Origin of the sequence: Blastococcus sp. HT6-30 (assembly GCF_039729015.1) — a bacterium.
Lineage (GTDB): Bacteria > Actinomycetota > Actinomycetes > Mycobacteriales > Geodermatophilaceae > Blastococcus.
Window position 1 is genome coordinate 2,100,744 of the sequence record NZ_CP155792.1, and the last position, 24,659, is coordinate 2,125,402.

A 24,659-nucleotide genomic window follows, 5' to 3' on the forward strand; every position below is an offset into this window, starting at 1 on the left:
CCGCCCGGCTCACGACTCGGTGCGCACCTGGCTGGCGGCGAGGTAGGGCTCGTCCTCCCACTCCTCGAACGCCTCGTCGGGCAGGTCCGCCCCCAGCGCGTCCTCGGCCTCCGCGAGCGAGAACTCGTCCTCCGGCTGAGCTGCGACCACCACCTGGTCCCCCGGCGCGAGCGCCGGCTCGGTGCTGGTGAGGACCAGGATCGGCTCGACGTCGGCACCATCCGGCCCGCTCATGGTGAACGCCACCGGCGAGACGATGCTGACCACCTCGCCGGTCAACGTCACCTCCACGTTGGTATACGCGTCGAGGTCCTCGCGGAACTCGGCCGTGTACGCCCCGTCGTAGGGGTCCTCGAGGTCGCCGGACGGGCGGATGTCGGGATCGGCGGCCGTGGTGGGCTCGCCGCCCCCGCCCTCCGCGTCGTCGACGCCCGAACAGCCGCCGAGGACGGCGGTTCCCAGCGCAGTGACCAGGAAGGCGCCGGCGATGCGCGGCGCGCGACGCCGGGCCGGGGGCAGGGTGTGGAACGCCACGCCGCTCACCCGTTCCGTGGGGCGAGGGGCGCGGGGGCGTGCGCCCCGGTCGTGGGCCGGCTGGTCTGCATGGACGTCGTTCCTTCCGGGCCGGGGTCCGGCCACGGGGCTTCCCGCGGCGGGTGCTGTGCTGCCGCTGGTGCTGCCCCGGCAGGGGCGGCACCCTGCCGCGCCCGCCACTTCGTCACGGTTCCGCAAAGACCGGGGGCGCCCCGCAGCGGCCGGTCATTGCGGAACCGTGACGGCGGCCGGCAGCGGTTCCCGGCCGCCACCGCGTGGCCCGCCGCGGCGGGCTCGGCCCTACATGACAAGCGCGTGGCGATCCCGTCGCCGGAGGAGTCGGCGGAACGGCGGCGGGCACCGCCCGACGGCGGCACACGGCCGCGCCCTGCACCCTGGAGGCACCCCGACATGTTGCGCTGGACCCTGCGGATCGCCGTGGCGCTCGCGGGGGCGCTGGCGCTGCTCGTGGCCTACGGCGTCCTGGTGGAGCCGCGGCTGATCCTCGACGAGGAGCACCTCGACGTCCCGCTGCCCGGCCTCGTCACCGCTGCCGACGGCACGGAGGTCGGGGTCGTCACCGACCTGCAGATCGGCATGTGGTGGTCCAACACCGGCATGGTCGAGCGGGCCGTGGAGCGGATCGTCGACGCCGATCCGGACATGGCGCTCCTCGGCGGTGACTACGTCTACAGCAGCGACCCGAGCATCCCCGAGCAGGTGGCCGGGGTCATGGAGCTGCTCGACCCACTGGTCGAGTCGGGCATCCCCACCTTCGCCGTCCTGGGCAACCACGACTACGCCGTCGGTGCGGCCGAGGAGCTGACCACCGCCTTCGAGGAGGCGGGCATCACGATGCTGCGCAACGAGGCGGCGCCGGTGCCCGGCACCGGGACCGGTGCGCAGGCGCTGCACGTGGTGGGGATCGGCCCCGTCGTCCCCGGGGAGGTTGACGTCGAGGCGGCCCTCTCCGGCGTCCCGGACGACGCCCCCCGGATCGTGCTGTCGCACAACCCCACGGCCTTTCCGGAGTTCCCGGCCGGCACCGCCCCGCTGGCCCTCGCCGGGCACACCCACTGCGGCCAGATCGCGCTGCCGGGCACGCCGACGTGGTCGTACCTGGCGCTGACCGACGAGGAGAAGATCGTCGCCAAGGGTTGGGCCCCCGAGGAGTACGGCGCGGAGGGCAACCGGATGTTCGTGACCTGCGGCATCGGGTTCAGCCTCGTGCCGATGCGGATCAACGCCCCGCCGGAGGTCGCCTTCTTCGAGCTGCGCCCGGGGGACTGACCGGCGCGGTCATTCCTGCCACTCCCAGCCTGCGTCCTGCACGAGCTGCCGCAGCCGGGCGCGGCGCGGCGCCGCGGCGTCGACGGCGCGCCGCCACTCCGCCGCATCGCCGAGCGGTATGCCCGCGTCGATCAGCCGGCGGAGCCCGGGCTCGGGCGGCGGCCCCGCGTCGTGCAGGGGTGTCCGGCCGTGCGACGCGGTCGCCACGTAGCGGTCGATGACGCGGCGGACCGGCAGCACCGCTGCGGCGGGCGGCCGCAGCTCCGCGGCGACCGCCGCCCCGAGGACCAGCAGCGCGTCGTCGAGCCGGGCGATCGCGACCGGCGCCGACGCGGTGGCCCGCGCGCTGCGGAAGTAGTGCAGCACGGGGTAGGCCAGGTGCTGCTCGGCGACCGAGGCCAGCTGCGCCGGCAGCTGCAGGAGCTGCTGGGTGAGGACGGGGCTGAACCGGTCCCCGTCCCAGCCGCCGACCACCATCCGTTGGGCGCTGTCCCCCAGCCCGTGCAGCTGGGTCGCCACCGACCTCCGGGCGACGACCGCGTTCATCACGGAGAACAGGTACGTGATGGAGAGGGTGACCAGCGCGAGGCCGCTGAAGCTGGCGAGAGAGGTGATCACCCGCCAGGCCGGATCGGTGGCGACGAAGTCGCCGACGCCGAGGGTGGACACGGCGTAGCCCGCGAAGTAGACGACGTCGGCGGCCGACCCCGGCCGGCCGGTGCTGGCCTCGGCCACCGAGCCGCTGCCGAGGAAGATCAGCGACCAGCCGGCCCAGAAGAGGACCACCCACAGGGCGACGGTCGCGCCCATCAGGACCGGGCCGGCCACGCTGAGCAGGCGCGGCCGACCGCCGCCCCGCCGGTGGAGCCGGAGCAGCACGCGCCACGCCGCCGCGAGCAGCCGCCGGGTCAGCGGACCGGCGCCCTCGCCGAGGGCGAGCGTGGTGGCGCTGACGTCCCACACCACCAGGGCGACGGCGGACGCCCCGACGAGGACGAGGAGGACGTCGCTCACCGCGCACGGACCTCCGGGGGCCCGCCGCGGCCCCGTCGGCCGGGACGTCTCCTGCGGGTGATCTGCACGTTCTCCTCCTCCGCCGCGGCGTCTCCACCCGGCTCGTCCAGGACGAGGTAGCCCACCCCGGCGCTCGCGACCCGGTCATCATGCAGTCGTCACATGGTCCCGCCCGGACCGGCACCCGCCCGGGCGCTCCGCGCTGCAGGCCGCCGGTGCGGTCGTCAGACTGAGGTCAGTGTCAGGGTGCTGAGCACCGCGCCGACTGGTTGCGGGGGTTGGGATCCTGGCTGGCGGTGGTCTGGCTCGCAGACTGCGTGCCGCTCCGTAAGGGGTTGGCCGTCATGCGTTGTGCCGATCGCCGCTGGTCAGGGCCGACCGGCGTGACTTGATAGGAGCGTGGCCGCGCCCCCACTGAGGTGTGTCCGCCGGCCGGCCCAACCGTCCCTTCTCGGGTCAGAGAGGAGACCCCCTCATGGTGGTCACGGTTGAGATCGACGTCCACAAGCAGACCCACTGCGCGGTTGGGGTAGATGCAGCCGGGCGGCAGCTGGGCACGCCGAAGACGGTGCGGGCGACCGATGCCGGGCATCGGCAACTGATGCGCTGGGCGATCCGCGAGTTCGCCGAGCAGCGGGTGGAGTTCGCGGTGGAGGACTGCCGTCACGTCTCCACCCGGCTCGAGCGGGCTCTGCTGGATGCCGGCGCCTCCGTGGTGCGGGTGCCGCCGAAGCTGATGGCGCAGGCCCGCACCAGCGCCCGCACCCGCGGCAAGTCCGATCCCATCGACGCGCTGGCCATCGCCCGGGCGGCGCTGCGCGAGCCGGACCTGCCGCGCGCTGAGCACACCCACGCCTCGCGGGAGCTGAAGCTGTTGGTCGACCACCGCGAGGACCTGGTCGGCACGCGGACCGGGCTGCAGAACCGCCTGCGTTGGCGGCTGCACGAGCTCGACCCGGAGTTCGACCCGCCGACTCGCAAACTGGACCTGGCCAAGCACCTGGACCGCGCCCAGGCGCGGCTTCAGGAGTTGCCGGCCAGCACGGTGCGGCGGATCGCGCTGGAGGAGCTCGCCGACATCCGTGCGCTCACCGAGCGGATCAACGCATTGGAGAAGGAGATCAGCGAGCTGGTACGGGCCCAGGCCCCCCAGCTGCTCGACCTGCCCGGCTGCGGGGCACTGACGGCGGCCAAGCTGCTGGGTGAGACGGCCAACCCGGCCCGGTTCCGCTCCGAAGCCTGCTTCGCCATGCACACCGGCGCCGCTCCCATCCCGGCGTCCTCGGGCAAGACCGACCGGCACCGACTGGCCCGCGGCGGCAACCGCCAGCTCAACGCCGCTCTGCACCGCATCGCGGTCACCCAGATCCGCCTCGACGGCCAAGGCCGCGCCTACTACCAGCGCCGACGCGCCAACGGCGACACGAGCATGGAAGCACTTCGCGCGCTCAAGCGACGCCTCGCCCGGATCGTCTTCCACCTCCTTCGACCCACCGACCAGCTCGCCGCGGCACCCCTGCCGCAGGCGGCTTGACATAGGAGCAACGCATGTCGCGGTCCGTGCTGATCATCGAGGACGATCCGCGGATCCGCCGGATGCTCCAGATGACGCTGCAGCGGGAGGGGCTCGAGGTCACCGAGGCCGGCAGCGGCGAGGACGGGCTGGCGCGGCTGGCGGAGAACACGTTCGACGTCATCCTGCTGGACCTCATGCTGCCCGGGAAGGACGGTTTCGAGGTCTGCCGGGAGATCCGCCGCACCTCCAACACACCGGTGATCATGGTGACCGCGCGCTCGGACAGCCATGACGTCGTCGCGGGCCTGGAGGCCGGCGCCGACGACTACGTCTCCAAGCCCTTCGTGGTCAAGGAGCTGTCCGCGCGGATCCGGGCCCTGGCGCGGCGCACCCGGGCCCCGGAGCCGCGCACCCGGCTCCAGGTGGGCGACCTGGAGATCGCACCGGCGGACGGCACGGTGACGCGGGGTGGGGAACTGCTCAACCTCACGCGTACCGAGTTCCGGCTGCTGTGCGAGCTGGCCGCCGAGCCCGGCCGGGTGCTCAGCCGCGAGGAACTCCTCGAGCGGGTGTGGGGCTACGACTACTTCGGCGACTCCCGGCTGGTCGACGTCCACGTGCGCCGGTTGCGGAAGAAGATCGAACCGGAGCCGGGCAACCCCACGCTGGTCACCACCGTGCGCGGCATGGGCTACCGAGTACCGGAGTGATCCCCCGGCACGACCACCAGGACGGTCGGCCGGCCCGGTCCCTCCGGCCGCGGACGCTGCGGGGGCGGGCCGCCGTGGCGTTCGCCGCGGTCACCTTCGTTCTCTCCGGCGTGCTGGCCATCGCCGTGTGGGTCGGTGTGTCGCAGTACCTGCTCGTCCAGCGGGAACGGGTCACCCTGATCCAGGCCACCGACAACGCGGCGCAGGTCCAGCGTGCCCTGGCCACCGAAGGGCTCGGCGTCCCGCAGGTGCTCGCCCAGCTACCGCGGGAGACCGGGTCGACGTCGCTGCTCGTCGACGACGGCGCCTGGACGACCACCTCGCTGCTGGTCGGCCGGGACGCCCTCCCCGAGCAGCTGCGCGAGACGGTGGTCGCCGGCACGCCCGCGCGGCAGCGGATCGAGGTCCAGGGCGAGACGATGATGGCCGTGGGCATCCCGCTCGCGGAGCTCCGGCAGGCCTACGTCGAGGTCTTCCCGCTCGACGAGCTGGACAAGACCTACCGCGTGCTGGCGACCGTGCTCGCCGTCGCGGTCCTGGGCACGGTGCCCCTCTCCCTGCTGGTCGGCTGGTACGTGACCCGCCCGACCCTGCGCCCGCTGGACCGCATCTCCAGCGCGGCCGCCGCCGTCGCCGGCGGTGCCCTCGACACGCGCATCGACCCCCGGGGCGACCCCTCCCTCGTCCCGATCGCCACCTCGTTCAACCAGACCGCCGACGCGCTGGAGGCGCGGGTGCGCAGCGACGCCCGCTTCGCCGCCGACGTCAGCCACGAGCTGCGCAGCCCGCTCACCACCATGCTGGGCGCGCTGGACCTGGTGGACGCCACCGCCGACCCTGACGACCCGCACCAGGCCGAGGCCCTCGCCCTGCTCCGCTCGGAGGTGGTCCGCTTCGAGCGCCTGGTCGCCGACCTGCTGGAGATCTCGCGGGCCGACGCCGGCAGCGCCGACCTGGTCGCCGAGCCGGTCCGCCTGGCGTCGCTGACCGAGGCCGTGGTCGCCCGGCACCGCCTCGACGGCAGCGCCGCGGAGCTGCTCACCGTCGAGGACGCCGCCCGCGACGTCCTCGTCTGCGTCGACAAGCGACGGCTCGAACGGGCGCTGAGCAACCTGCTGGACAACGCCGACAAGCACGGCGCCGGCGTCACCGCCGTGATCGTGGACCGGCACGGCGACACCGCCATGGTGTGCGTGGACGACGCCGGCCCTGGCGTCCCGGAGGACGAGCGGGAACGGATCTTCGAGCGGTTCGCCCGCGGGTCGGGCAGCATCCGCACGCGGACCGACGGCTCCGGCCTCGGGCTCGCGCTGGTCACCCGGCACATCACCGCCATGGACGGGCGGATCCGGGTCAGGAACAGCCCGTCCGGCGGCGCCCGCTTCGTCGTCGAGCTGCCCGTGGAGACGCAGTCGTGAGGGCCCTCGCCGTGCTGCTGTGCGCGCTCGTGGTCCTCGCCGGCTGCGGGGTGGACCCCCAGGACCGCCCGCAGGTGCTCACCATCCCGGTGCCCGAGGTCAGCGAGACCGGGGGGCAGCCCCCGGCGAACGGCCCGACGCTCACCGTCTACTTCGTCCGGGGCACCGTCCTGGCGCCGGTCGAGCGCGCGACGGACGTCGTCGACGCCCCGTCCGCGCTCGGCCAGCTGAACCTGGGACCCACCCGGGCCGAGGTCATCGGTGGGCTGCGCACCGCGCTCGCGCCGCAGACCCTGCGGGTCGACGAGGGCGTTCCCGGTGGCATCACGTCGGTGTCGGTGACCCGGGAGTTCACCGGAATCACCGGGGGCAACCAGCTGCTCGCGGTGGCCCAGGTCGTGTGGACGCTCACCGACCTGCCGGGCACCACGCAGGTGCGGTTCCTCGTCGACGGGGTGCCCGTGGAGGTCCCCACCGACGGCGGGCTCACCGAGCAGCCGGTGAGCCGCACCCACTTCCGGTCCGTGGCGCCGGTGAGCGGTCCCGACGACGACCGGCCGCCGTCCGGGCCGCCCGCCACGGAGACCGAGTGACCGGCCGGTCCCGCCGTCGTCAGGCGGTCGGGTCCCCGTCCACAGCAGCACCCGTGCGGTGCTGGTCACCCTGGTCACCGACGGAGCGGAGGCGGCGGTCATGATCGTCGGCATGGTCCTCGAGATGCGGCGGTGACGGGGTGACGCGGATCAACCCGTTCGGCCGGCTCTGGCGGCTGGCCCGCGGTGCCCTCTGGCCGCTGCCCCTCCTCGCCGTGACCCTCGCCGTGGCCGTCGGAGTGATGCTGCCGCTGCTCGACGAACGCCTGGGCACCGCCGACGAGGGCTCGCCGCTCGCGTCCGTCTTCGGCGGCGGACCGGCCGCCGCGCGGGACCTGCTGGCCGCGATCGCCGGCTCGCTGATCTCGGTCACCGGCGTCACCTTCTCGCTGACCGTGGTCGCCCTGCAGCTGGGCAGCAGCCAGTACTCCCCCCGCTTGCTGCAGACGTTCGTCACCGATCCGGTGGTGCAGGCGACCCTCGCCCAGCTGACCGGGACATTCGTCTACGCGCTCACCGTGCTCCGGACCGTCCGGACGTCGGAGGCGACGCTGGACGGCTCGGCGTTCGTGCCCCGCCTGTCGATCACCCTGGCCTTCCTGTTCTCCCTGGGCAGCGTGGCGGCCCTGGTGGTGTTCCTCGGCCACCTCGCCCGGATGCTGCGGGTGGAGACGATGCTGCGCAACGTCCACGACGAGGCCGTGGCCACGATCGAGCGCACGGCGGACGACCCGGACGACGCCCCGCCGGAGCTGCCCGCCGGCCCGGGCACGCCCGTCGAGGCGCGCGCCAGCGGCTTCGTCGTGGCGGTCGACGAGGAGCGGCTGGTCGCCGAGGCGCGTGACCGGGACCTCGTCGTGGTCCTGCGGCCTCGGATGGGCGACTCGGTGGTGGCGGGCACACCGCTGGCCCACGCCTGGGTGCGCGCCGGGGGCCCGGTGCGGGACGCGGACGAGCTGGCGGAGGTCGTCACCGGCGCGGTCGCGCTGTCCTACGAGCGGACCCCGGAGGAGGACGCCGCCTACAGCGTGCGCAAGATCGTCGACATCGCCGGGCGAGCCCTCTCCCCCGGCATCAACGACCCGACGACGGCCGTGCACGCGCTGTCGCACCTCTCCGCGCTGCTGGGCGACATGCTGCCCCGCCACTCGCCGACGCTGGTCCGCCGGGACGCCGATGGCGTCGTGCGCCTGGTGGTCCACCGCTGGACGTCCGGGGAGCTGCTGCGGCTGGGGCTCGAGGAGACGCTCGAGTACGCCTCCGGGCAGCCGGCGGTGCTGCGGCGGATCGCGGGGCTGTTGCGCGAGCTGGCCTGGCGCGTGCGCGGGCACGGGCTGGACCGCGACCTCGACGTCCTCGTCGAGCGCACCACGAGCCTGGCCGTGGAGACCACCGCGATCGACGACCGGGAGGCCGCCCTGTGGCGCTCCGGCGTCGAGGACGCGCTCGCGGGCCGGTGGTCGGTCGCGCCCGAGCCCCATCGCCGGCCGTCGGCCCAGGACGCGCCGGCCGGCTGAGCACCGCCGCCGCCGGGCCGACGCGCCGAGGGCCGGCGGGTCACAGCTGAGGGCGGACCCCCGCCTCCCGGATGAGGTCGCCGGGGTCCAGCGGGCCGTCGCCCGCCATCGCCGAGCGGCCGGCGCCGCGCCGGCCGACGGGGATGACGGTCCGCTCCCGGGCCCCCTCCAGCTCCAGGGCGAGGGCCGCGTAGATCGCCAGCACGGCGAGCACCACCCCGACCCAGCCGGCCGTCGTCTTCCAGGCGGCGGAGCCGGTGAGCTCGTAGATCCCGGTGACGGCGAACCGGGTGGCGGCCAGGGCCATCACGGCCGCGGGAACGACCTTGCTGCTGACCGCCGCGGCCGCCGGCACGAGCATGGCGGCGGCGCCCACGAGCAGCAGCGTGCCCAGCCCGGGGCTGACCTGGCCCGGCCGGGTGCTGAGGGTGGTGAGACCCGCGACCGCCCAGGTCCCGCTGAGGACGCCCATGCCGGTCGCGGCCACGGGATCGCGGCTCAGGAATCCGAACACCGACGCCAGCAGCTGGAGCGGCACGGTGGCGAACAGCGCGGTGTAGCCGGCGACCCGCCCCTCCTCGGGCGGCACCCAGCCGAGCTGCACCGCGCTGAACACCGTGGTGGCCAGCGCCAGCGCCAGGAAGCCGAGCGGCAGCGGCGTGGCCAGCGGGCGGAGCACGACCTGCGTCCCCGTCGGCGTGGCACCCGCGCCGGTGCTCAACTGACCAGCACCTGGGTCGCCGACTCCTTGAGCTTGCCGTTGGCCCACCGGACCTGGCGGAGCGTCTGCGGGTGGCACCGCTGGGCGAGCTCGAGCAGCTCCTTCTTCCGCGCGCCCTGCGCCCCCTGGGCCAGCAGCTCCCAGTCCAGCGACGTGCCCGACGCCTCCCGGTAGATGTGCCGCAGGTCGGCCAGCAGCAGGAGCCCCGGCGCGCTGCTGCGACCCATCAGGTCCGAGGCCTTCTGCCGGGTCTTCTCGAGGATCGTCGGATCACCCTCGGGCTCGGGGTCCAGGTCCAGCCCGAACTCCTGGCCGATGTCCGCCAGGGCGCGCACGTGGTCCTGCGACCACCGGGCGATGTCACGCGCCACGTGGAAGATCTCGTGGTCGGCCTTGTGCCGGTCCGACATCGCCAGCAGGGCGCCGGCGAGGTGGTTCTCCGACCTGTGCAGCTCCTCGATCGCCAGCCTCAGCTTCATCGGGCACCTCCGGACACGCTCACCAACTCCTCGGTGGCCAGGGCGGCCTCGCCACCGGTCGTGGGCGGAACTCCCTCGGTGACCGGTCGCGAGCCGGTCGTGGTGGGGGCCGGCGACGGCCCGTCGGCCTTCTCCAGGCGCTTCACGGCAGCGGCTGCGGTCTTGAAGATCGGCTGCTTCGAGGCCGCATCCCAGTCGGTGAGCGTCAGCTCGTTGGCCGCCCGGCCCCGCTTCCCGGCCGGCTCGCGCCCCTCGGGTGCGTCCCAGTAGCCGTAGTGGAACGGCAGGAAGACCACCCCGGGCCGGATGCCGCTGATCCGCAGCTTGGCCTCCACCCGGCCGCGCGGCGTGCTGATCTCCAGCAGGTCCCCCTCGGTGAACCCCCGGTCGGCCGCGTCGCCCGCCGACATCTCCACCCACACCTCCGGTGCCGCCTTCTGCAGCTGGGGGGCGCGGGCGGTCTTGGTCCGGGTGTGGAAGTGGTACAGCGTCCGGCCGGTGATCAGCTGGAACGGGAAGTCCTGGCTGGGCAGTTCGTGGGGCGGCACGTACTCCGCCGCCTTCAGGACGGCCTTGCCGCCGGGGTTCATGGCCTTGTACTCGGTGGGCGACAACGGCGCACCGGTGACCAGGTCCCGGCCGTAGTTCTCGCAGTAGCCGGGAGCTGCCCAGAACTGCCCGTCCACGTAGATGCGCTCGGTGCCGTCGGGGTGCTCCTCGTTGCACGGCCACTGGATGCCGCTGCCGCCGCGCAGCTTGTCGTAGCTCAGGCCGGTGTAGTCGCACGGCCGCCCGCGGGTGCAGTCCTTCCAGCCCTCGAACGCCTCCTCCGGCGTCGACCACTTGACCAGCGGCTGCCCGTCCTTGTCCTTCAGCCCCAGCCGGTGCGCGAAGTCGATGAAGATCTCGAGGTCGGGTTTGGCCTCACCCGGCGGCTCGACCGCCTTCTCCGACAGGTGCACGGTGCGGTCGACGTTGGTGAAGGTGCCGGTCTTCTCCCCCCAGGTCGCCGCGGGTAGCACGACATCGGCCAACTGCGCGGTCTCGGAGAGGAAGATGTCCTGCACCACCAGGAACAGGCGGTCCTGGGCGAGCACGTCGCGGATCCGGCCCAGCTCGGGCAGCGAGACCGCCGGGTTGGTGGCCTGCACCCACATGAACCGGATGGAGCCCTCCTCGGCGTACCGGAACATCTGCATGGCGTGCGTCGGCGGCGAGTAGTGCGGGATGTCCATCGGGTCGACGTTCCAGACCCGCGCGAGGTCCTTGACGTGCTCGTCGTTCGACCAGTTGCGGAAGGCCGGCAGGTCGCCGTCGGCCCCCGCCTCCCGGGTGTTCTGCGCGGTCGGCTGGCCGTTCATCTGCAGGATTCCGCACCCGGGCTTGCCGAGCATGCCGCGCACGATGTGGATGTTGTTCACCTGGACGGCCGCGGCCGTCGACTGGTGGGACTGGTAGAAGCCCTGCAGCACCGACGACAGCAGCCGCTCGGCGGTGCCGATGACGCGGGCGGCCTCCCGGATGCGCTCCGCCGGCACGTCGCAGACCTCGGCGGCCACCTCGGGCGGGTAGTTCTGCACCCGGTTCACCAGCTCCTCGTAGCCGACCGCGTGCGCCTCCACGTACCCGGCGTCGACCCAGTCGTTGGCGATGATCTCGTGCAGCAGGGCGTTCATGAGCATGAGGTTGGTGCCCGGCCGCGGGGCCAGGTGGACGGTCGCCGCGCGGGCCACCGGCGTCTCCCGGGGGTCGATGCAGACGACCGCCGGTGGGGTGGGCCCGGCCAGCCGGTCGAGGATCCGGGACCAGAGCACCGTCTGGGTCTCGGCCATGTTGTGGCCGTACAGCGCGATGACGTCGGCGTGGTCGATGTCGGTGTACGAGCCCGGCTGGCCGTCGCTGGCGAAGGACTCCTTCAGCGCGGCCGCGGCGGTGGCGGTGCACAGCCGGGTGTTCCCGTCGACGTGGTTGGTGCCGATGCCGCCGTGGGCGATGAGTCCCAGGGTGTAGTACTCCTCCAGGAACAGCTGCCCGGTGGTGTAGAAGCTGATCGCGCTGGGGCCCTGCTCGTCGAGCAGCTGCTTCGCCCGGCCGACGACCGCCTCCATCGCGGTGTCCCAGTCGGTCTCGACGAGTTCGCCGTCGCGGCGGATCAGCGGTTTCGTGAGCCGGTCGGGCGAGTTGTTGGCCTGCCAGCCGTAGAGGTCCTTCGGCCCCAGCCGACCGTGGTTGACGCGGTCGACGGCGCGCCCGCGGACGCCGACGATGCGGTCGTCCTTGACGGCGATGTCCAGGCCGTCCCCGTTGGAGTGCAGGATCGTCGCCGACTGCACCCAGCGGTCGACGTCGTCTTCGGTCAGTCCGTCGGCGAGGTAGCTGTCCACCCGTGTGGGCCAGTCCTCGCCCGGTCCGTACGGGGTGCGTGTGCCCCACGGGTCCGCGATGCGGTCGGTGCGTCGCACGGTCGTCCTCCGGGAGGTCGATGGTGTTCCAGGCCCGCCCCGTGCCCGGCCGGCCGCCGGTTGCAACACCCACCTGGGCTGTCGGGAGCAGCTGACACGGTTTCGTCACATCGGCCCGGCCCCCACGGCGACACGTGCACCTGCCGCCGCGGGCGTCGGTCAGGCTTTCGCGCCGCGGGTGACGTCGTCGGCACCCGCGATCCCCTCGAGCGCGGAACCGGCGCCGTACTTCTCCGCCGGGATGACGCTCAGCGAGCCGTCGCTCTCGAGCACGACCGCGGCCACGTCGGCCAGGTCGCCGGCCCCGGAGGCGCGGACCGCCTGGCGGATCTCGGAGATGCCCACCCGCACCTCCCGCATCCGGTCGCGCACCGGCTCGCCGTTCCGCAGCACCAGCGTGGGCCGGGACGTGACGACGGTCCGCAACCCCGGCCACCGGACCGTGAGCCATGCGACCACCGCCTGCAGCAGCGCCAGCAGCCCCAGGGCGACGGCGCCCTCGGTCCAGGCGACGTCGCTGCTGAGCAGGATGGTGGCCAGGGTGGAGCCCAGCGCCACGGTGACCACCAGGTCGAAGGCGTTGAGCTTGGTGAGCGTCCGCTTGCCGGAGAGCCGCAGGACCGCCACGACGGTCACGTACGCCGCCGATCCCACCAGCAGCACCCGGACCACACCGGACCATTCGTCGAACCACATGGGGTGCCCCTACCCGTCCGGCCCCGGAGTCGACGCAGATCGGTCCCGATCGTGATCTCCGGTGTCGTCCTGCTCGTCGCGGCCCTTCGGGCCGGCGACCTTGCGGTAGAGAACGCGCCCCGGCGTCGCCGTCAGGCCGTGCACCACGGTGCTGGCCGCCACCACGAGTGTGCCGGCGACCAGGACGACCGGGTCCATCGACAACCGTTCGGACTCCAGCGTCAGGTAGAACAGCGCCGAGACACCGATCGGGCCGAACCAGCCCAGGTAAGCGGCGTCCGGTCGGGCCAGGTGCAGGGGACGGCGGAGCAGGTAGACGACGGGGGGCCGGCGAAGCACCAGTACCAGCACGGTGAAGAGCAGGCCGCCCCAGCCGAGGGTGCGCCACTCCGACCACGGCAGGATCGCACCGAAGGCCAGGAACAGCGGGAGGACGACGAACCGGTTCACCGCCTCGTCGATGCGTACGTCCGCGGTGCGCTCCCGGCCGGTGCTGACCGCGTTGAAGGCCAGGCCGCAGACGAACACCGCCAGGATCCCGTCGACCCGGATCAGCCCACCGACGCCGAGCACGGCGAAGGCCAGGACCACCGTGAAGACCAGCTCGGGCCCTGGATCGGTCGCCCCGTGCTCGGCGCCGGCGCGCAGCGCGCGGCCACCCAGCCAGCCGAGCAGCACGCCGAGCAGAACGGCGCCGGCGACGTCCCACAGCGACTCCACCAGCGCCTCACCCATGGACAGCGGACCGGCCAGGGCGATGGCGACGAGGACCAACGGCAGGGCCAGGCCGTCGTTGGCCCCGGACTCCAGGGAGAGCAGCTGGCGGTCGTGCCCGGGCAGATCCTCCTCGGCCGGCTTGCCGGTGGCGACGGTGGAGGCCAGGACCGGGTCGGTCGGCGTCAGCGCAGCCCCGATCAGCGCCGCCACCCCGAGCCCGACGCCGAGGGTCAGCGCGGCCAGCCCGGCGGTGACGAACGCCATCGCCGGCATCACCACGGCCAGCAGCAGGAGCACCTGCCGCCAGCGGGTGCGCGCGAGGCGGAACGGGTAGCGCAGCGCCACCGACATGACCGACATCGCCAGCAGCAGCCGGGCGGCGGTGTGCAGCCACGCGTGGTCCTCGAGCAGGTCGGGCAGCGGCAGCACGCCCAACACCGCCGGGCCGAGGACGACGCCGATGCCGAGCGCCAGGAGCGGCTCGCTGACCGGCAGCCGGCGGATCCAGTCCGACCACGCCGCGGCGACGAGCGCCAGGGCGCCCGCCGCCGCGAGCAGCACGTCGACGGTCATCGTGCCCCGCCGGACTCGTTCCAGACGTGCAGCACGGTGGTCAGCCCAGGCTGGCGATGAGCTCCCGGCACGCCGTCTCGCAGCGGCGGCAGGCCTCGGCGCAGACACGGCAGTGCTCGTGCATCTCGGCGTGCTGCGCGCACTCGTCGCCGCAGGCCTTGCACGCGGCGGCGCAGGCCTCGAGGACCGCCCGGGTGAGGTTGGCGTCGTAGCCGGTGTGCCGGGACAGCACGCGCCCCGTGGTGTCGCAGATGTCGGCGCAGTCGGCGTTGGTGCGGATGCACTTGGTCAGCTCGGCGACCATGTCCTCGCTGAGGCAGGCGTCGGCGCACGCGGTGCACGCCTGGGCGCACTCGAAGCAGGCCTCGATGCACTCGAGGAGCTTCTGCTTGTCCACCCCGCCCAGGTCCTTCGGGTAGGTGTCGAGCATCTGCGCGGCGACGGTCACGTCGGACTCCTTCACGGTCTCGGCCCGGTGCGCGGTCACGTCCGGGGCTCTCGCCGCGGGACGCCCTACCCCGCGCCCGCGGCGGGCACACCATCGACCATGACGATTGTGTGACGGCGCTCCGGCCGACCGGGTGGCGCGGGAGGCCCCGGTCAGGCCCGCTCCGCGGGCTCGGCCGCGTCGGCCTCCGCCGAGGTGCCCGGCGTCTCGCGCAGGAACAGGTACCAGTACGACGTCGCCACGAACACCACCGCGCCGACCAGGTTGCCGACCCCGGCGAGCAGCCAGTTCAGGAGCACGTCCCCCAGCCGATGTCCTCGACGCCGGCGAAGATCGCCGCGGGGAGGAAGAACATGTTGGCGACCACGTGGTCGAAGCCCATCGCCACGAACGCCATGATCGGGAAGAAGATCGCCAGGATCTTGCCCGAGACCGTCGTCGCCGCCAGCGACATCCACACGGCGAGGCAGACCAGCCAGTTGCACCCGACCGCACGCAGGAAGGTCTGCCACGGCGTCTCCCCCAGCGCCTTGCCCTCGGCGATGCTTACCAGCCGTTCGTGGGTCAGCCCGGCGGCACCGGTCGCGTCCGCGTCGCCGATCACCCCGGTCTGCACCGCGAGGAAGTAGGCCACGAGCAGCGCCCCGGCCAGGTTGCCCAGGAGCACCAGCGTGAGGTTGCGGGCGACGTCGCCGAGGCCGAGCTTGCCGTTCATGGCGCCGAAGGGGACCAGCAGCATGTTCCCGGTGGCGAGGTCGGAGCCCGCGATCAGCACGAGCACGAGGCCGAGGGTGAAGGCCGCACCGGTGAAGAGCGTGGGCAGCGTGCCCCAGGTGGCCGGGTCCAGGCCCGAGGAGACGGTGATCGCCACCAGCCCGCCGAAGGCGATGTAGGCGCCGGCGAGGAAGGCGCTGACCAGCACCCGGTCCCACGTGCGGTGCACCTTCTTGGCACCGGTCGCGGCCGCTACCTGGGCCATCTCCTGCGGTTCACGAGCCGCCATGGTCGCCTCCTCGGGGTGGTGCCTGCTTACCACAGCAGCCTCCCGCCGGGTCGGCCCGGCGGCAAACCGAGGACGGGAACCGGCGCTGTGGCACCCGCGACGCGGATTGTTACAGCGGCTGCAACGGACCGCGCCTGCGTCCCGACCCCGCATCGGCCCCCGGCGCCGGTTCGGTGCAGTGACCGCACCGAACCGGCGCGGCCGGTCAGCCCTGGCGCTGGAGCACGAAGTCGTACCGGGACTCCAACCACGGCACGTCGAGGGATCCGCCGTCGGGCGTCCGGCCCGGCTCCCGGGCGTCGAAGGAGGTGACCAGCTCCTGCTTGGTGCCGAAGACGACATCGCTGTCCAGGTACTGCGCCCCCTCCTGGAACAGGTGGGTGATGAGCGGCTCGAACCCGGGCACGTTGATCAGGAAGTGGACGTGCGCCGGCCGGAAGTGGCTGATGCCGGTACGGGCGACCAGGTCGCCGACCGGGCCGTCCATCGGGATCGAGTAGCCCAGGGGCGCGATCGTGCGCACGCAGTACTCGCCATCCGGCCCGGTCGTGTACTTGGCGCGCAGCCGGGCCTCGTCCACCTCGGCCAGCTGCGACTCGTAGAACCCCTCCGAGTCCGACTGCCAGACGTCGAGGACCGCACCGGCGACCGGGGCGCCGTCGAGGTCGGTCACCCGCCCGTGCAGGAACAGCGGCACCCCGGGCAGCCCGTCGGACATGTCCTCGGCGAAACCCAGCTCGGGGGAGCCCTCGATGTGGAAGGGGCCGAGCACCGTCGCCGGGGTGGCCCGGGGGTCCAGCCGGTGGTTCATCTGGACGACCAGCATCGACAGGCCGAGCACGTCGGAGGCGAGGATGAACTCCTCGCGCTTCTCGGTGCTGATCTTCCCCGTGGCGGTGAGCCACTGCATCGCGGCCATCCACTCGGCCTCGGTGAGCCGGACCTCGCGGGCGAAGTCGTGCAGGTGCCGCACGAGCGCCGTCATGACCTCGGCCAGCCGCGGATCGCGAGCGGTCGCCCACCGCTCCGCCGCCAGTTCGGTGATGTTGTCCTCGGTGACCAGTTGCACGCCGATCCTCCTGCCGTCCGGCGCGGCCGGTGCCCCGGCCGCGCGACCTCTCGCCCCCGCGGCTCCCGCGGGGTCGTGCTCGTTCAGGGCGTCAGCACGAGCCGGACGCCGGGGTCGCCGGTCGCCTGCCGGCGCCAGGCGGCGGCGACGTCGGCGAGCGGAAGCTCCTCGTGGGCCACGGCCATGCGGCCCGCAGCGGCCTCACGGGCGATGGCCGTGACCGCGTCGGCCCGCTGGGCCGGCGTGAGCGCGTTGTTCGTGTAGCCGAGCACCGACGCCGACCTCGACCGCAGCCCCGCGGAGGAGAACTCCGCGGAGTCCCCGGCCGCGCCGCCGAGGTTGACCAGCCGCCCGCCGGGCGAGAGGGCCTGGGCGGCCGCTGTGGCGGCCGGCCCGAACACCGGGTCGACGACGAGGTCCAGGCGCCCCCCGGCGGCGTCGGCGAACCGGGTGGCGAGGGTGCCGGTCTCGCCGTCCAGCGCGACGACCGCGTCGGCGCCGGCGGCCAGGGCGCGCTCGCGCGCCGTCGCCGACCGGGCGCCCGCGACCACCCGGCCCGCACCGAGGATCCGGGCCGCGGCCACCGCGGCCTGGCCCACCGCGCCGCCGGCGCCGAGGACGAGCACGTGCTCGCCCGGGCGGAGCCCGCCGCGCCCGGTGAGCGACATCCAGGCGGCGACCGCGGACAGGCCGAGGGCGGCCATCGCCGCATCGGGGACGTCGGCATGCACCGGCACGAGGTCGTCGGCTGCGACCGCGCACCGCTGCGCCAGACTGCCGTCCCCCGGCGCCATGCCGGCGGCGGTGCTGAACCAAACGCGGGTGCCGGGCGCGGCACCGGGCCCGCTCTCCACGACCCCCGTTCCCTGCACCCCGGGGACGTAGGGCACGGCGGGGCGCCCGAAGTAGGACGTGCCCGACGCGCAGAGCAGGTCCAGCGGGACCAGCGGGGCCGCGGTCACCCGGACGACCGTCGACGCCGGTCCGGGCTGGGGATCGGGATGCTCGCGGAACTCCGGGGCCTCCCCCGGCGTGTGCAGGACGGCGGCGCGCACGGCCGGCGCCTCAGCCCGGCGCGCCGTCGCCGGCGACCGGCAGCGGCGGCGGGACGAACGGATCGGGGTCCACCGGCCGGTTGTTGAGGTCGACGGACAGGAAGACCTCGTTGGCGACCGGGTGCCGCAGCTCCTCGGCGAGCTGGCCGATCAGCCCGGCGGTCCGCGCCAGCAGCGCGAAGCCGCGGAGCAGCTCCAGCGGCAGGCCGAGATCGGCCAGGGCCGCACCGCAGACACCGGCGCCGTTGAGCGGGAGCTGCTTGCCGAGCACCTCCCGGTGCACCCGCCCGATGGCGGCGAACAGCGACAGGTGGGGGCCGTAGAGCCCCTCCTCGGCCGCGATCTCGAACAGCCGGGGCGTGCGCGGGTCGCCCTGCTTGTGCACGTGGTGGCCCAGGCCCGGGACGAACCGCTTGGCCGTGCGCTGCGCGGTCACCGTCGCCAGGGCGAGGGCGTCCCAGCCGGCGTCGTCGGTGGGGAGGTCGCCGTCCACGGAGGCGAGGACGTCGTGCAGGAACCGGCCGCAGTCCTCCGTCACGCCGAGGAACCGGGAGCCGCCGCCGAGGAGGCCGGCCGCCAGGGCGCCCTGGATCGAGTCGGGGGCCGACAGGTAGGTCAGCCGGGTGACGATCGCGGTCGGGGTGAAGCCGTGGTCGGCCAGCGCGGCGAGCACCGCCTCGAACACGCGGGTCTCCCCCTGGCTGGGGCGCCGCTGGGTGGCCAGCCAGAAGGCCAGCTCGCCGAAGCCCACCCGGCCCATGACGTCGCCGGCCAGGTCGCTGCCGAGCAGCGTGATCTTGTCCAGGCTGGAGGCGCCCAGCGCGGTCGGGTAGCCGGGTCGCTCGTCGCTCACCGGGTCTCCTCGGCAGCGGCCAGCCAGCGGCGGATCTCTGTGCCGTGCTCGTCGAGACCCGGGGGCGGGAGCCGGTAGGCCGGCGGCGTCTGCGAGAAGGTGATCGGGTTGCGGACCGACGGCACGGCCGCCGCCCCCTCCCCCACGCGGACCACCGGGTCCAGGCCGACCTCCTCGGCGAAGGCCACCCCCTGGTCGATGGTGTTGATCGGCCCGCACGGGACGCCGGCGGCGATGATGTCGCGGAACCACTCCAGCTTGCTGCGGGTGCGCAGCCGCTCGACGAGCAGCGGGCGGAGCTCGTCCCGGTTGGCGGTGCGGTCCTCGTTGCGGCCGAACCGCGGGTCGTCGGCGAGCTCCGGCACGCCGAGGACCTCGACGAGCCGGCGGAACTGGCCGTTGTTCCCCGCCGTGATGATCAGGTCGCCGTCGGCGCAGGGCAGCGGCTCGTAGGGGAACAGGCTGGGATGGCTGTTGCCCATCCGGAACGGGACCACGTTCCCGGCGACGTAGGCGCTGGTCTGGTTCACCAGCCCGGACAGCGCCGAGGAGAGCAGGTTGACCTCGATGTGCTGCCCCTGCCCGGTGGCGTGGCGGTGGTTGATAGCCGACAGCACGCCGATGGTGGCGTGCAGCCCGGCCATGACGTCGAAGAGGGCGACCCCGGCGCGGTAGGGCGAGCCGTCGGTGTCGCCGGTCAGGCTCATGAACCCCGAGATGGCCTGCACGATGAGGTCGTAGCCGGGCAGCGGCGCACCCTTCGGCCCGCTGCCGAAACCGCTTATCGAGGCGTAGACGACGCCGGGGTTCGTCGCGGCGACGGAGTCGTAGTCCAGGCCGAAGCGCGCCAGGCCGCCCGGCTTGAAGTTCTCGACCACCACATCGGCGCGGCGGGCCAGCTCGCGGGCGGCGTCGGCGTCTGCGTCGTCCTTGAGGTCCAGGGCCACCGAGCGCTTGTTCCGGTTGACGCCCATGTAGTAGGTCGAGACGCCCTCGCGCACGGGCGGCTGCCAGGTGCGGGTGTCGTCGCCGGTGGGCCCCTCCACCTTGACCACCTCGGCGCCGAGGTCGGCGAGCAGCATGGTGGCGTACGGACCGGCCAGGATGCGGGAGAAGTCGGCCACCAGGAGCCCGGAGAGGGGCCCCGGGGCCGCCGCTGCGGTGCTCGCCCGGTCCGTCGTGTCAGCGCTCATCTGCGGTTCGCCACTCCTCACAAGCCCTACACGGACCACTGTCCGCGCTCGTCGTCGCAGTCTCTGCCGGGCTCGTGACGCCTGTCAACCGCAGCGCAGCGGCTCGGGCGGCCCCTCGGCCCGCTGTTGACACTCGGCGCCCGAACGGCGAAGGTGACGCAGGTCGCACGGTCTGTCCATTCTGCGGACGCCCGTCCGGCGATGAGACGACGACGTCCAGGAGGAGACGATGACCCAGTCCGAGCCCACTCCGGTGTTCGGCCGGCCGGTGGTCCTGCGCGGCGGGACCGTGCTGACCATGGACAGCAGTTGCACGGTGCTCGACCGCGCCGACGTCCTGGTCGTCGACGACCGGATCGCCGGCGTCGGGCCTGCCCTGGAGGTACCCGAGGGCACCCAGGAGATCGACGCCCGCGGCGGCATCGTCATGCCGGGGATGATCGACACCCACCGGCACATGTGGCAGACGGCGATGCGCGGCTACGGCGCCGACTGGACCCTGACCCAGTACTTCGTCTGGTACTACCTCGAGCACGGGAAGAAGTTCCGGCCCGAGGACGTCGCCGCGGGCAACCGGCTGTCGGCGCTGGAGGCCCTCGAGTCGGGGGTCACCACCACCGTCGACTGGTCCCACGGCCTGCAGACCGTCGACCACGCCGAGGCCGCCGTCGCGGCGCTGCGCTCGGTACCGGGCCGCTTCGTGCTCGCCTACGGCAACATCCAGGCCGCACCGTGGGAGTGGACCGCCGACCCGGCGGTCCGCGCGTTCCTGGCGCGCCACCGCGACGCGGCCGACGACCGCCTCGGTCTGCAACTGGCCTTCGACGTCACCGGTGACCCGGCCTTCCCGGAGAAGGCGGCGTTCGAGGTCGCCCGCGAGCTCGGCCTGCCGGTCACCACGCACGCCGGGGTGTGGGGCGCGACCAACGACGACGGCATCCGGCTCATGCACGAGCACGGCTTCATGACCCCCGAGACGGTGTACGTCCACGCGGCGACCCTGACCCCGGACTCCTACCACCGCATCGCCGCCACCGGCGGATCGATCTCGGTGTCCACCGAGTCCGAGCAGAGCGCCGGCCAGGGCTACCCGCCCACCTGGCAGGTCCGCTCGCACGGCATCCCGGTCTCGCTGTCGATGGACACCAGCGTCTGGTGGAGCGGCGACCTCTTCTCGGCCATGCGGACCACGCTGGGCGCCGACCGCTCCCGCGAGCACTTCGAGGCGCACCTGACCGGGGACACGGTGACCCACCTGCAGCTGCGCGCCCAGGACGTCGTCCAGTGGGCCACCCGCGGCGGGGCGCTGGCGCTGGGCCGCGACGACCTGGGCAGCCTGGAGCCGGGGATGAAGGCCGACGTCGTGCTGATCAAGAACGACGCCTCCCCGGTCTCCTTCCCGATGCTCAACCCGTTCGGCCACGTCGCCTTCCAGGCCCAGCGCGGCGACGTGCACACCGTCCTGGTCGACGGCCGGGTGGTGAAGCACGCGCACCGCCTGGTCGACGTCGACCTGGCGGCGGTGCGGCGCGAGGTCGAGTCGACGGTGGACCACCTGCGCGGCGCCATGGGCGAGGACGCGTGGACCGGCGGGATGTACCCGGACCTGCCCGACGCCGAGGTGCTGGACAATCCGTACCAGTACACCGACTACAAGTCACACGGCACGCACGCCGCCCGTGAGCAGGTGTTCGAGGACCACCTGGCCACCGAGCGGCCGGCCGGCGAGCAGCCGACCAGCCACCACTGAGCGGTCCGGGCCGGCGGTCCCGCGCACATCCGGCAGCGGGGTGCGCGGGACCGCCCTCCACCGGCACCGAGGAGAGGACCACGGACATGGCAGGGCGCGGCACCGGGCCCGACTTCGTCGAGGCGCTCGCGCGGGGGCTCGACGTCCTCGCCTGCTTCGACCGCGACTCCCCCACCATGTCGCTCACCGAGGTGGCCGCCGGGGCGGGGCTGGCCCGGCCCACCGCACGGCGGCTGCTGCTCACCCTCGAGGAGCTCGGCTTCGTCCGGTCCCGCGACGGGACGTTCTCCCTCACCCCCAAGGTGCTGACCCTCGGGATGGCCTACGTGGGTGCGCTCGGGCTGTGGGACATCGCCCGACCGCACCTGGAGGACCTGGTCGCCCGCACCGGGGAGTCCTCGTCGATGGCGCAGCTCGACGGCTCCGACATCGTCTACGTCGCCCGGGTGTCGGTGCCCAAGCTGATCGCGCTCCGCGTCGACATCGGCACCCGCTTCCCCGCCACCCAGACCTCCCAGGGAAAGGTGCTGCTCGCGGCGCTGTCGCCCGATGAGCTGGCCGACACCCTCGCCCAGCGCAGCCGGGCCGGCCTGCCACCGATGATCGGCCGGTCGCCCGAGCAGCTGCGCGCCGAGCTGACCGAGGTGCGCGCCCGTGGCTGGGCGCTCGCCGACGAGGAGCTGGCCCCGGGCGTGCGCTCGGTGGCGGTCCCCGTCCGGGACGGCGCCGGCGTGGTGCGCGCGGCGATGAACGTGACGGTGCACGCGGCGGAGACGTCCACCGACCGCCTCCTGCGCGACCACCTGCCGCTGCTGCTGCGGACGGCGGGCGACGTCAGCGCCGAGTGGGCGGTGTGGCAGGCCCGGCCGCACACCGAGGTCTCGCCCCACGGCACCGCCGGCGACGACACGGCCTCGGCCTGACGGCGCGCGACTACCTCCTCGCCCCGATGTCGACGAACCGTGACGGCCGTGTGCCAGGGTGCCCTCCGTGACCGCCGTCCTCAGCATCCAGTCGCACGTCACCTACGGGCACGTGGGCAACTCCTCGGCCGTGTTCCCGCTGCAGCGCCTCGGCATCGAGGTGTGGCCGGTGCACACCGTGCAGTTCTCCAACCACACCGGTTACGGCGAGTGGCGGGGCCGGGTCTACGACGGCCAGTCGATCGATGAGCTGGTGCAGGGCGTGGCCGAGCGCGGTGTGCTGGGCAGCTGCGACGCCGTGCTCTCGGGCTACCTCGGGTCGGCCGACATCGGGCACGCCGTCGTCGGCGCGGTGGCCCGTGTGCGGGGGGCCAATCCCCAGGCCGTCTACTGCTGCGACCCGGTCATCGGCGACGTCGGCCGCGGCGTCTTCGTGCGGCCGGGCATCGAGGAGTTTATGCGCGAGGTCGCGGTCCCCGCCGCGGACGTCGTGACGCCCAACCACTACGAGCTCGACCTGCTCTCCGGCACGGCCACCCGCTCGCTGGCCTCGGTCAAGGACGCCGTCGCCGCAGTGCAGGCGCTCGGCCCCCGGGCGGTGCTCACCACCTCGCTGGTCACCGAGGACACCCCGGACGACGCGGTGGACCTGCTGGCGTCGGAGGACGGACGGCACTTCCGGGTCCGCACCCCCCGGCTGGGCGTGTCGGTCAACGGCGCCGGCGACGCGATCGCCGCTCTGTTCCTCGCGCACTGGCTCGACACCCGCTCGGCGGCCGAGGCGCTGGGCCGGGCGGCGGCGTCGGTGTTCGGGCTGCTCCAGCGCACCGAGGACGCCCGCTCCCGCGAGATCCTGCTGGTGGCCGCGCAGGAGGAGTTCGTCGCCCCGTCGCGCACCTTCCCCGTCGAGGAGGTCTGACCCGGCTCAGCGCCCGGCGAGGGTCGCCGCGATCCGGGTGATCGTCGGCTCCTCGACCGGCAGGTGCGGCAGTACGCCCGTCACCTCGTCGGGCTCCAGGCCGGCGTCCCCCAGCGCGGCGAGGAGCAGGTCCGCCTCGGCCGGCGGGACCGGCACCGCGCAGCCGGAGTCCTCCAGGGCCGCTCGGGCGAGGAACAGCGCCCCCGCCAGGCCCTCGTCGGGAGTCGGGGCGGGGGCCGGCGCAGCCGCCCGGGTCGCCGCCTCGGCCGCGCGGACGAGCGAGAGCGGCAGGCCCTCGGCCTCCACCTCGATCAGCGGGACGTCGCGCAGCGCGGCGAGGACGAGGTGCTCGGCGTCGATGCGCAGCGGCGCCTCCCAGCCCCCGGCGCGCACGACGTCCCCGACGTCGGCCGGCTCCTCGCCCAGGTCCTCGGCGAGCTCGGCCCACTCCGCCCGGCGGGTGGTGCGCGCCCGCTCACCGGCCACCCGGCAGGTCTCGGTGACGAAGGGCACGAGCACCTCGTCGTCGAACCGCTCGGCCTCGAGCCGGCCGTCCGGGCCGATCATGGTGAGCGCGTCCTGGAAGCTGCCGGGGCGGGCGTCCTCGAGGTCGACCCGGCCGTCCTCCTCGCTGCCCAGCGGCTGCCCGTTGGCCGCGCGCTCCCCCACCGTCAGCCCGCTGGGCACGATCCGGCCGGAGCGGCGCCGGTAGTGCGGGCGGTCGGAGAGCCCGACGGCCCACGCGCAGCTCTCGGCGATCAGCGCGACGCCGCGCTCGCGCAGCACCTCGCGGGTCAGCAGGCCCATCCAGTCGACGTCGAACACGCCCTCCACTGTCCCCGACCGGTCAGCCGGCGGCACCTGTCGGCTCGGTCACCGGCAGCATGACCCGGAAGCGCGCGTCCCCCGCACGGACGCCACCCGGACGTCCCGACCGTGGCGCTCGACGACGATCCACCACGAACACGTCCAGGCCCAGCCCCGTGCCCTGACCGACCGGCCTGGTCGTGAGGAAGGGCTCGAAGAGGCGGGCTGGTCCTGCCGGAGTCAGTCATGACCGAGCGCGCCATCGATCGCCCGGTCCCGGCCGGCGAGGAGGGCTCGTCGAGTGCCCGGCCACCGGTGGCGCTGTCCCCGCCCCAGCACCACCCCCTCGACCAGCCGGCGCCCGGACCGCGCGGTCGGGTGCCCGCCGATGGACCCTTC

Annotated in this window: 24 protein-coding genes; 9 read left to right on the forward strand and 15 right to left on the reverse strand. The window is 73.9% G+C overall.

Going from position 1 to position 24,659, the window contains the following annotated elements:
• Positions 1-9: 9 nt before the first annotated feature.
• Complete coding sequence (locus ABC795_RS10170) at positions 10-534, reverse strand: hypothetical protein (protein WP_347057061.1); 525 nt, start codon at positions 532-534, stop codon at positions 10-12.
• A gap of 411 nt (positions 535-945) precedes the next feature.
• On the opposite strand from ABC795_RS10170, the gene ABC795_RS10175 reads away from it, so the two are divergent.
• On the forward strand, positions 946-1,824 hold the full coding sequence (locus ABC795_RS10175; RefSeq protein ID WP_347057062.1) for a metallophosphoesterase: 879 nt from the start codon (positions 946-948) through the stop codon (positions 1,822-1,824).
• A 9-nt stretch (positions 1,825-1,833) separates the two neighbouring features.
• On the opposite strand, the gene ABC795_RS10180 is transcribed toward ABC795_RS10175, so the two are convergent.
• Positions 1,834-2,838, reverse strand: coding sequence for a potassium channel family protein (locus tag ABC795_RS10180; protein ID WP_347057063.1), 1,005 nt, complete (start codon positions 2,836-2,838; stop codon positions 1,834-1,836).
• A gap of 475 nt (positions 2,839-3,313) precedes the next feature.
• Between ABC795_RS10180 and ABC795_RS10185 the strand changes: the two genes are divergently transcribed.
• The 5 genes from ABC795_RS10185 to ABC795_RS10205 all read left to right on the forward strand — a co-directional run bounded on the left by ABC795_RS10185 (position 3,314) and on the right by ABC795_RS10205 (position 8,592).
• Positions 3,314-4,372: an IS110 family transposase gene (locus ABC795_RS10185; RefSeq protein WP_347057064.1), complete on the forward strand. Its 1,059-nt coding sequence runs from the start codon at positions 3,314-3,316 to the stop codon at positions 4,370-4,372.
• A gap of 14 nt (positions 4,373-4,386) precedes the next feature.
• Positions 4,387-5,064, forward strand: coding sequence for a response regulator transcription factor (locus ABC795_RS10190; protein WP_347057065.1), 678 nt, complete (start codon positions 4,387-4,389; stop codon positions 5,062-5,064).
• Positions 5,061-6,482: a HAMP domain-containing sensor histidine kinase gene (locus tag ABC795_RS10195; RefSeq protein ID WP_347057066.1), complete on the forward strand. Its 1,422-nt coding sequence runs from the start codon at positions 5,061-5,063 to the stop codon at positions 6,480-6,482. The genes ABC795_RS10190 and ABC795_RS10195 overlap by 4 nt, the downstream gene beginning before the upstream one ends.
• The gene (locus ABC795_RS10200) at positions 6,479-7,075 is read left to right on the forward strand and encodes a GerMN domain-containing protein (RefSeq protein ID WP_347057067.1); all 597 of its coding nucleotides are present in this window, start codon (positions 6,479-6,481) and stop codon (positions 7,073-7,075) included. The genes ABC795_RS10195 and ABC795_RS10200 overlap by 4 nt, the downstream gene beginning before the upstream one ends.
• Positions 7,076-7,215: 140 nt before the next feature.
• Positions 7,216-8,592 (forward strand): DUF2254 domain-containing protein, encoded by a 1,377-nt coding sequence (locus tag ABC795_RS10205; protein WP_347057068.1) that lies wholly within the window; start codon positions 7,216-7,218, stop codon positions 8,590-8,592.
• Between the two features lie 40 nt (positions 8,593-8,632).
• On the opposite strand, the gene ABC795_RS10210 is transcribed toward ABC795_RS10205, so the two are convergent.
• The 12 genes from ABC795_RS10210 to ABC795_RS10265 form a co-directional block, all read right to left on the reverse strand.
• Positions 8,633-9,313, reverse strand: coding sequence for a GPR1/FUN34/YaaH family transporter (locus ABC795_RS10210; protein ID WP_347057069.1), 681 nt, complete (start codon positions 9,311-9,313; stop codon positions 8,633-8,635).
• Positions 9,310-9,792 (reverse strand): hypothetical protein, encoded by a 483-nt coding sequence (locus tag ABC795_RS10215; protein WP_347057070.1) that lies wholly within the window; start codon positions 9,790-9,792, stop codon positions 9,310-9,312. The genes ABC795_RS10210 and ABC795_RS10215 overlap by 4 nt, the downstream gene beginning before the upstream one ends.
• Positions 9,789-12,254, reverse strand: coding sequence for a nitrate reductase (locus ABC795_RS10220; protein WP_347057071.1), 2,466 nt, complete (start codon positions 12,252-12,254; stop codon positions 9,789-9,791). Before ABC795_RS10220 ends, ABC795_RS10215 begins: the two co-directional genes overlap by 4 nt.
• A gap of 159 nt (positions 12,255-12,413) precedes the next feature.
• Positions 12,414-12,950, reverse strand: coding sequence for a YetF domain-containing protein (locus ABC795_RS10225; protein WP_347057072.1), 537 nt, complete (start codon positions 12,948-12,950; stop codon positions 12,414-12,416).
• A gap of 9 nt (positions 12,951-12,959) precedes the next feature.
• Positions 12,960-14,240 carry a cation:proton antiporter gene (locus ABC795_RS10230; RefSeq protein WP_347057073.1) on the reverse strand — a complete coding sequence of 427 codons (1,281 nt, stop codon included), beginning with the start codon at positions 14,238-14,240 and terminating at the stop codon, positions 12,960-12,962.
• Positions 14,241-14,280: 40 nt separating this feature from the next.
• Positions 14,281-14,688 carry a four-helix bundle copper-binding protein gene (locus ABC795_RS10235; RefSeq protein WP_347060710.1) on the reverse strand — a complete coding sequence of 136 codons (408 nt, stop codon included), beginning with the start codon at positions 14,686-14,688 and terminating at the stop codon, positions 14,281-14,283.
• Between the two features lie 152 nt (positions 14,689-14,840).
• Positions 14,841-14,987: a hypothetical protein gene (locus ABC795_RS10240; RefSeq protein ID WP_347057074.1), complete on the reverse strand. Its 147-nt coding sequence runs from the start codon at positions 14,985-14,987 to the stop codon at positions 14,841-14,843.
• On the reverse strand, positions 14,978-15,691 hold the full coding sequence (locus ABC795_RS10245) for a formate/nitrite transporter family protein (protein WP_347057075.1): 714 nt from the start codon (positions 15,689-15,691) through the stop codon (positions 14,978-14,980). The genes ABC795_RS10240 and ABC795_RS10245 overlap by 10 nt, the downstream gene beginning before the upstream one ends.
• 205 nt (positions 15,692-15,896) lie before the next feature.
• A complete protein-coding gene (locus tag ABC795_RS10250) occupies positions 15,897-16,760 on the reverse strand; it encodes a dioxygenase (protein ID WP_347057076.1) in 864 nt (287 codons plus the stop codon).
• Positions 16,761-16,843: 83 nt separating this feature from the next.
• Positions 16,844-17,815 carry a zinc-binding dehydrogenase gene (locus tag ABC795_RS10255; RefSeq protein ID WP_347057077.1) on the reverse strand — a complete coding sequence of 324 codons (972 nt, stop codon included), beginning with the start codon at positions 17,813-17,815 and terminating at the stop codon, positions 16,844-16,846.
• A gap of 10 nt (positions 17,816-17,825) precedes the next feature.
• A complete protein-coding gene (locus tag ABC795_RS10260; RefSeq protein WP_347057078.1) occupies positions 17,826-18,668 on the reverse strand; it encodes a citryl-CoA lyase in 843 nt (280 codons plus the stop codon).
• Entirely contained in the window at positions 18,665-19,861 is a 1,197-nt protein-coding gene (locus ABC795_RS10265; protein ID WP_347057079.1) for a CoA transferase, read from the reverse strand. Before ABC795_RS10265 ends, ABC795_RS10260 begins: the two co-directional genes overlap by 4 nt.
• A 229-nt stretch (positions 19,862-20,090) precedes the next feature.
• Between ABC795_RS10265 and ABC795_RS10270 the strand changes: the two genes are divergently transcribed.
• The 3 genes from ABC795_RS10270 (at position 20,091) to pdxY (ending at position 23,453) form a co-directional block, all read left to right on the forward strand.
• Entirely contained in the window at positions 20,091-21,611 is a 1,521-nt protein-coding gene (locus ABC795_RS10270) for an amidohydrolase family protein (protein ID WP_347057080.1), read from the forward strand.
• 86 nt (positions 21,612-21,697) lie between these two features.
• On the forward strand, positions 21,698-22,534 hold the full coding sequence (locus tag ABC795_RS10275; RefSeq protein ID WP_347057081.1) for an IclR family transcriptional regulator C-terminal domain-containing protein: 837 nt from the start codon (positions 21,698-21,700) through the stop codon (positions 22,532-22,534).
• 67 nt (positions 22,535-22,601) lie between these two features.
• Positions 22,602-23,453 (forward strand): pyridoxal kinase PdxY, encoded by an 852-nt coding sequence (gene pdxY / locus ABC795_RS10280; protein ID WP_347057082.1) that lies wholly within the window; start codon positions 22,602-22,604, stop codon positions 23,451-23,453.
• 6 nt (positions 23,454-23,459) lie between these two features.
• On the opposite strand, the gene ABC795_RS10285 is transcribed toward pdxY, so the two are convergent.
• A complete protein-coding gene (locus tag ABC795_RS10285) occupies positions 23,460-24,278 on the reverse strand; it encodes a hypothetical protein (RefSeq protein WP_347057083.1) in 819 nt (272 codons plus the stop codon).
• Positions 24,279-24,659 lie beyond the last annotated feature (381 nt).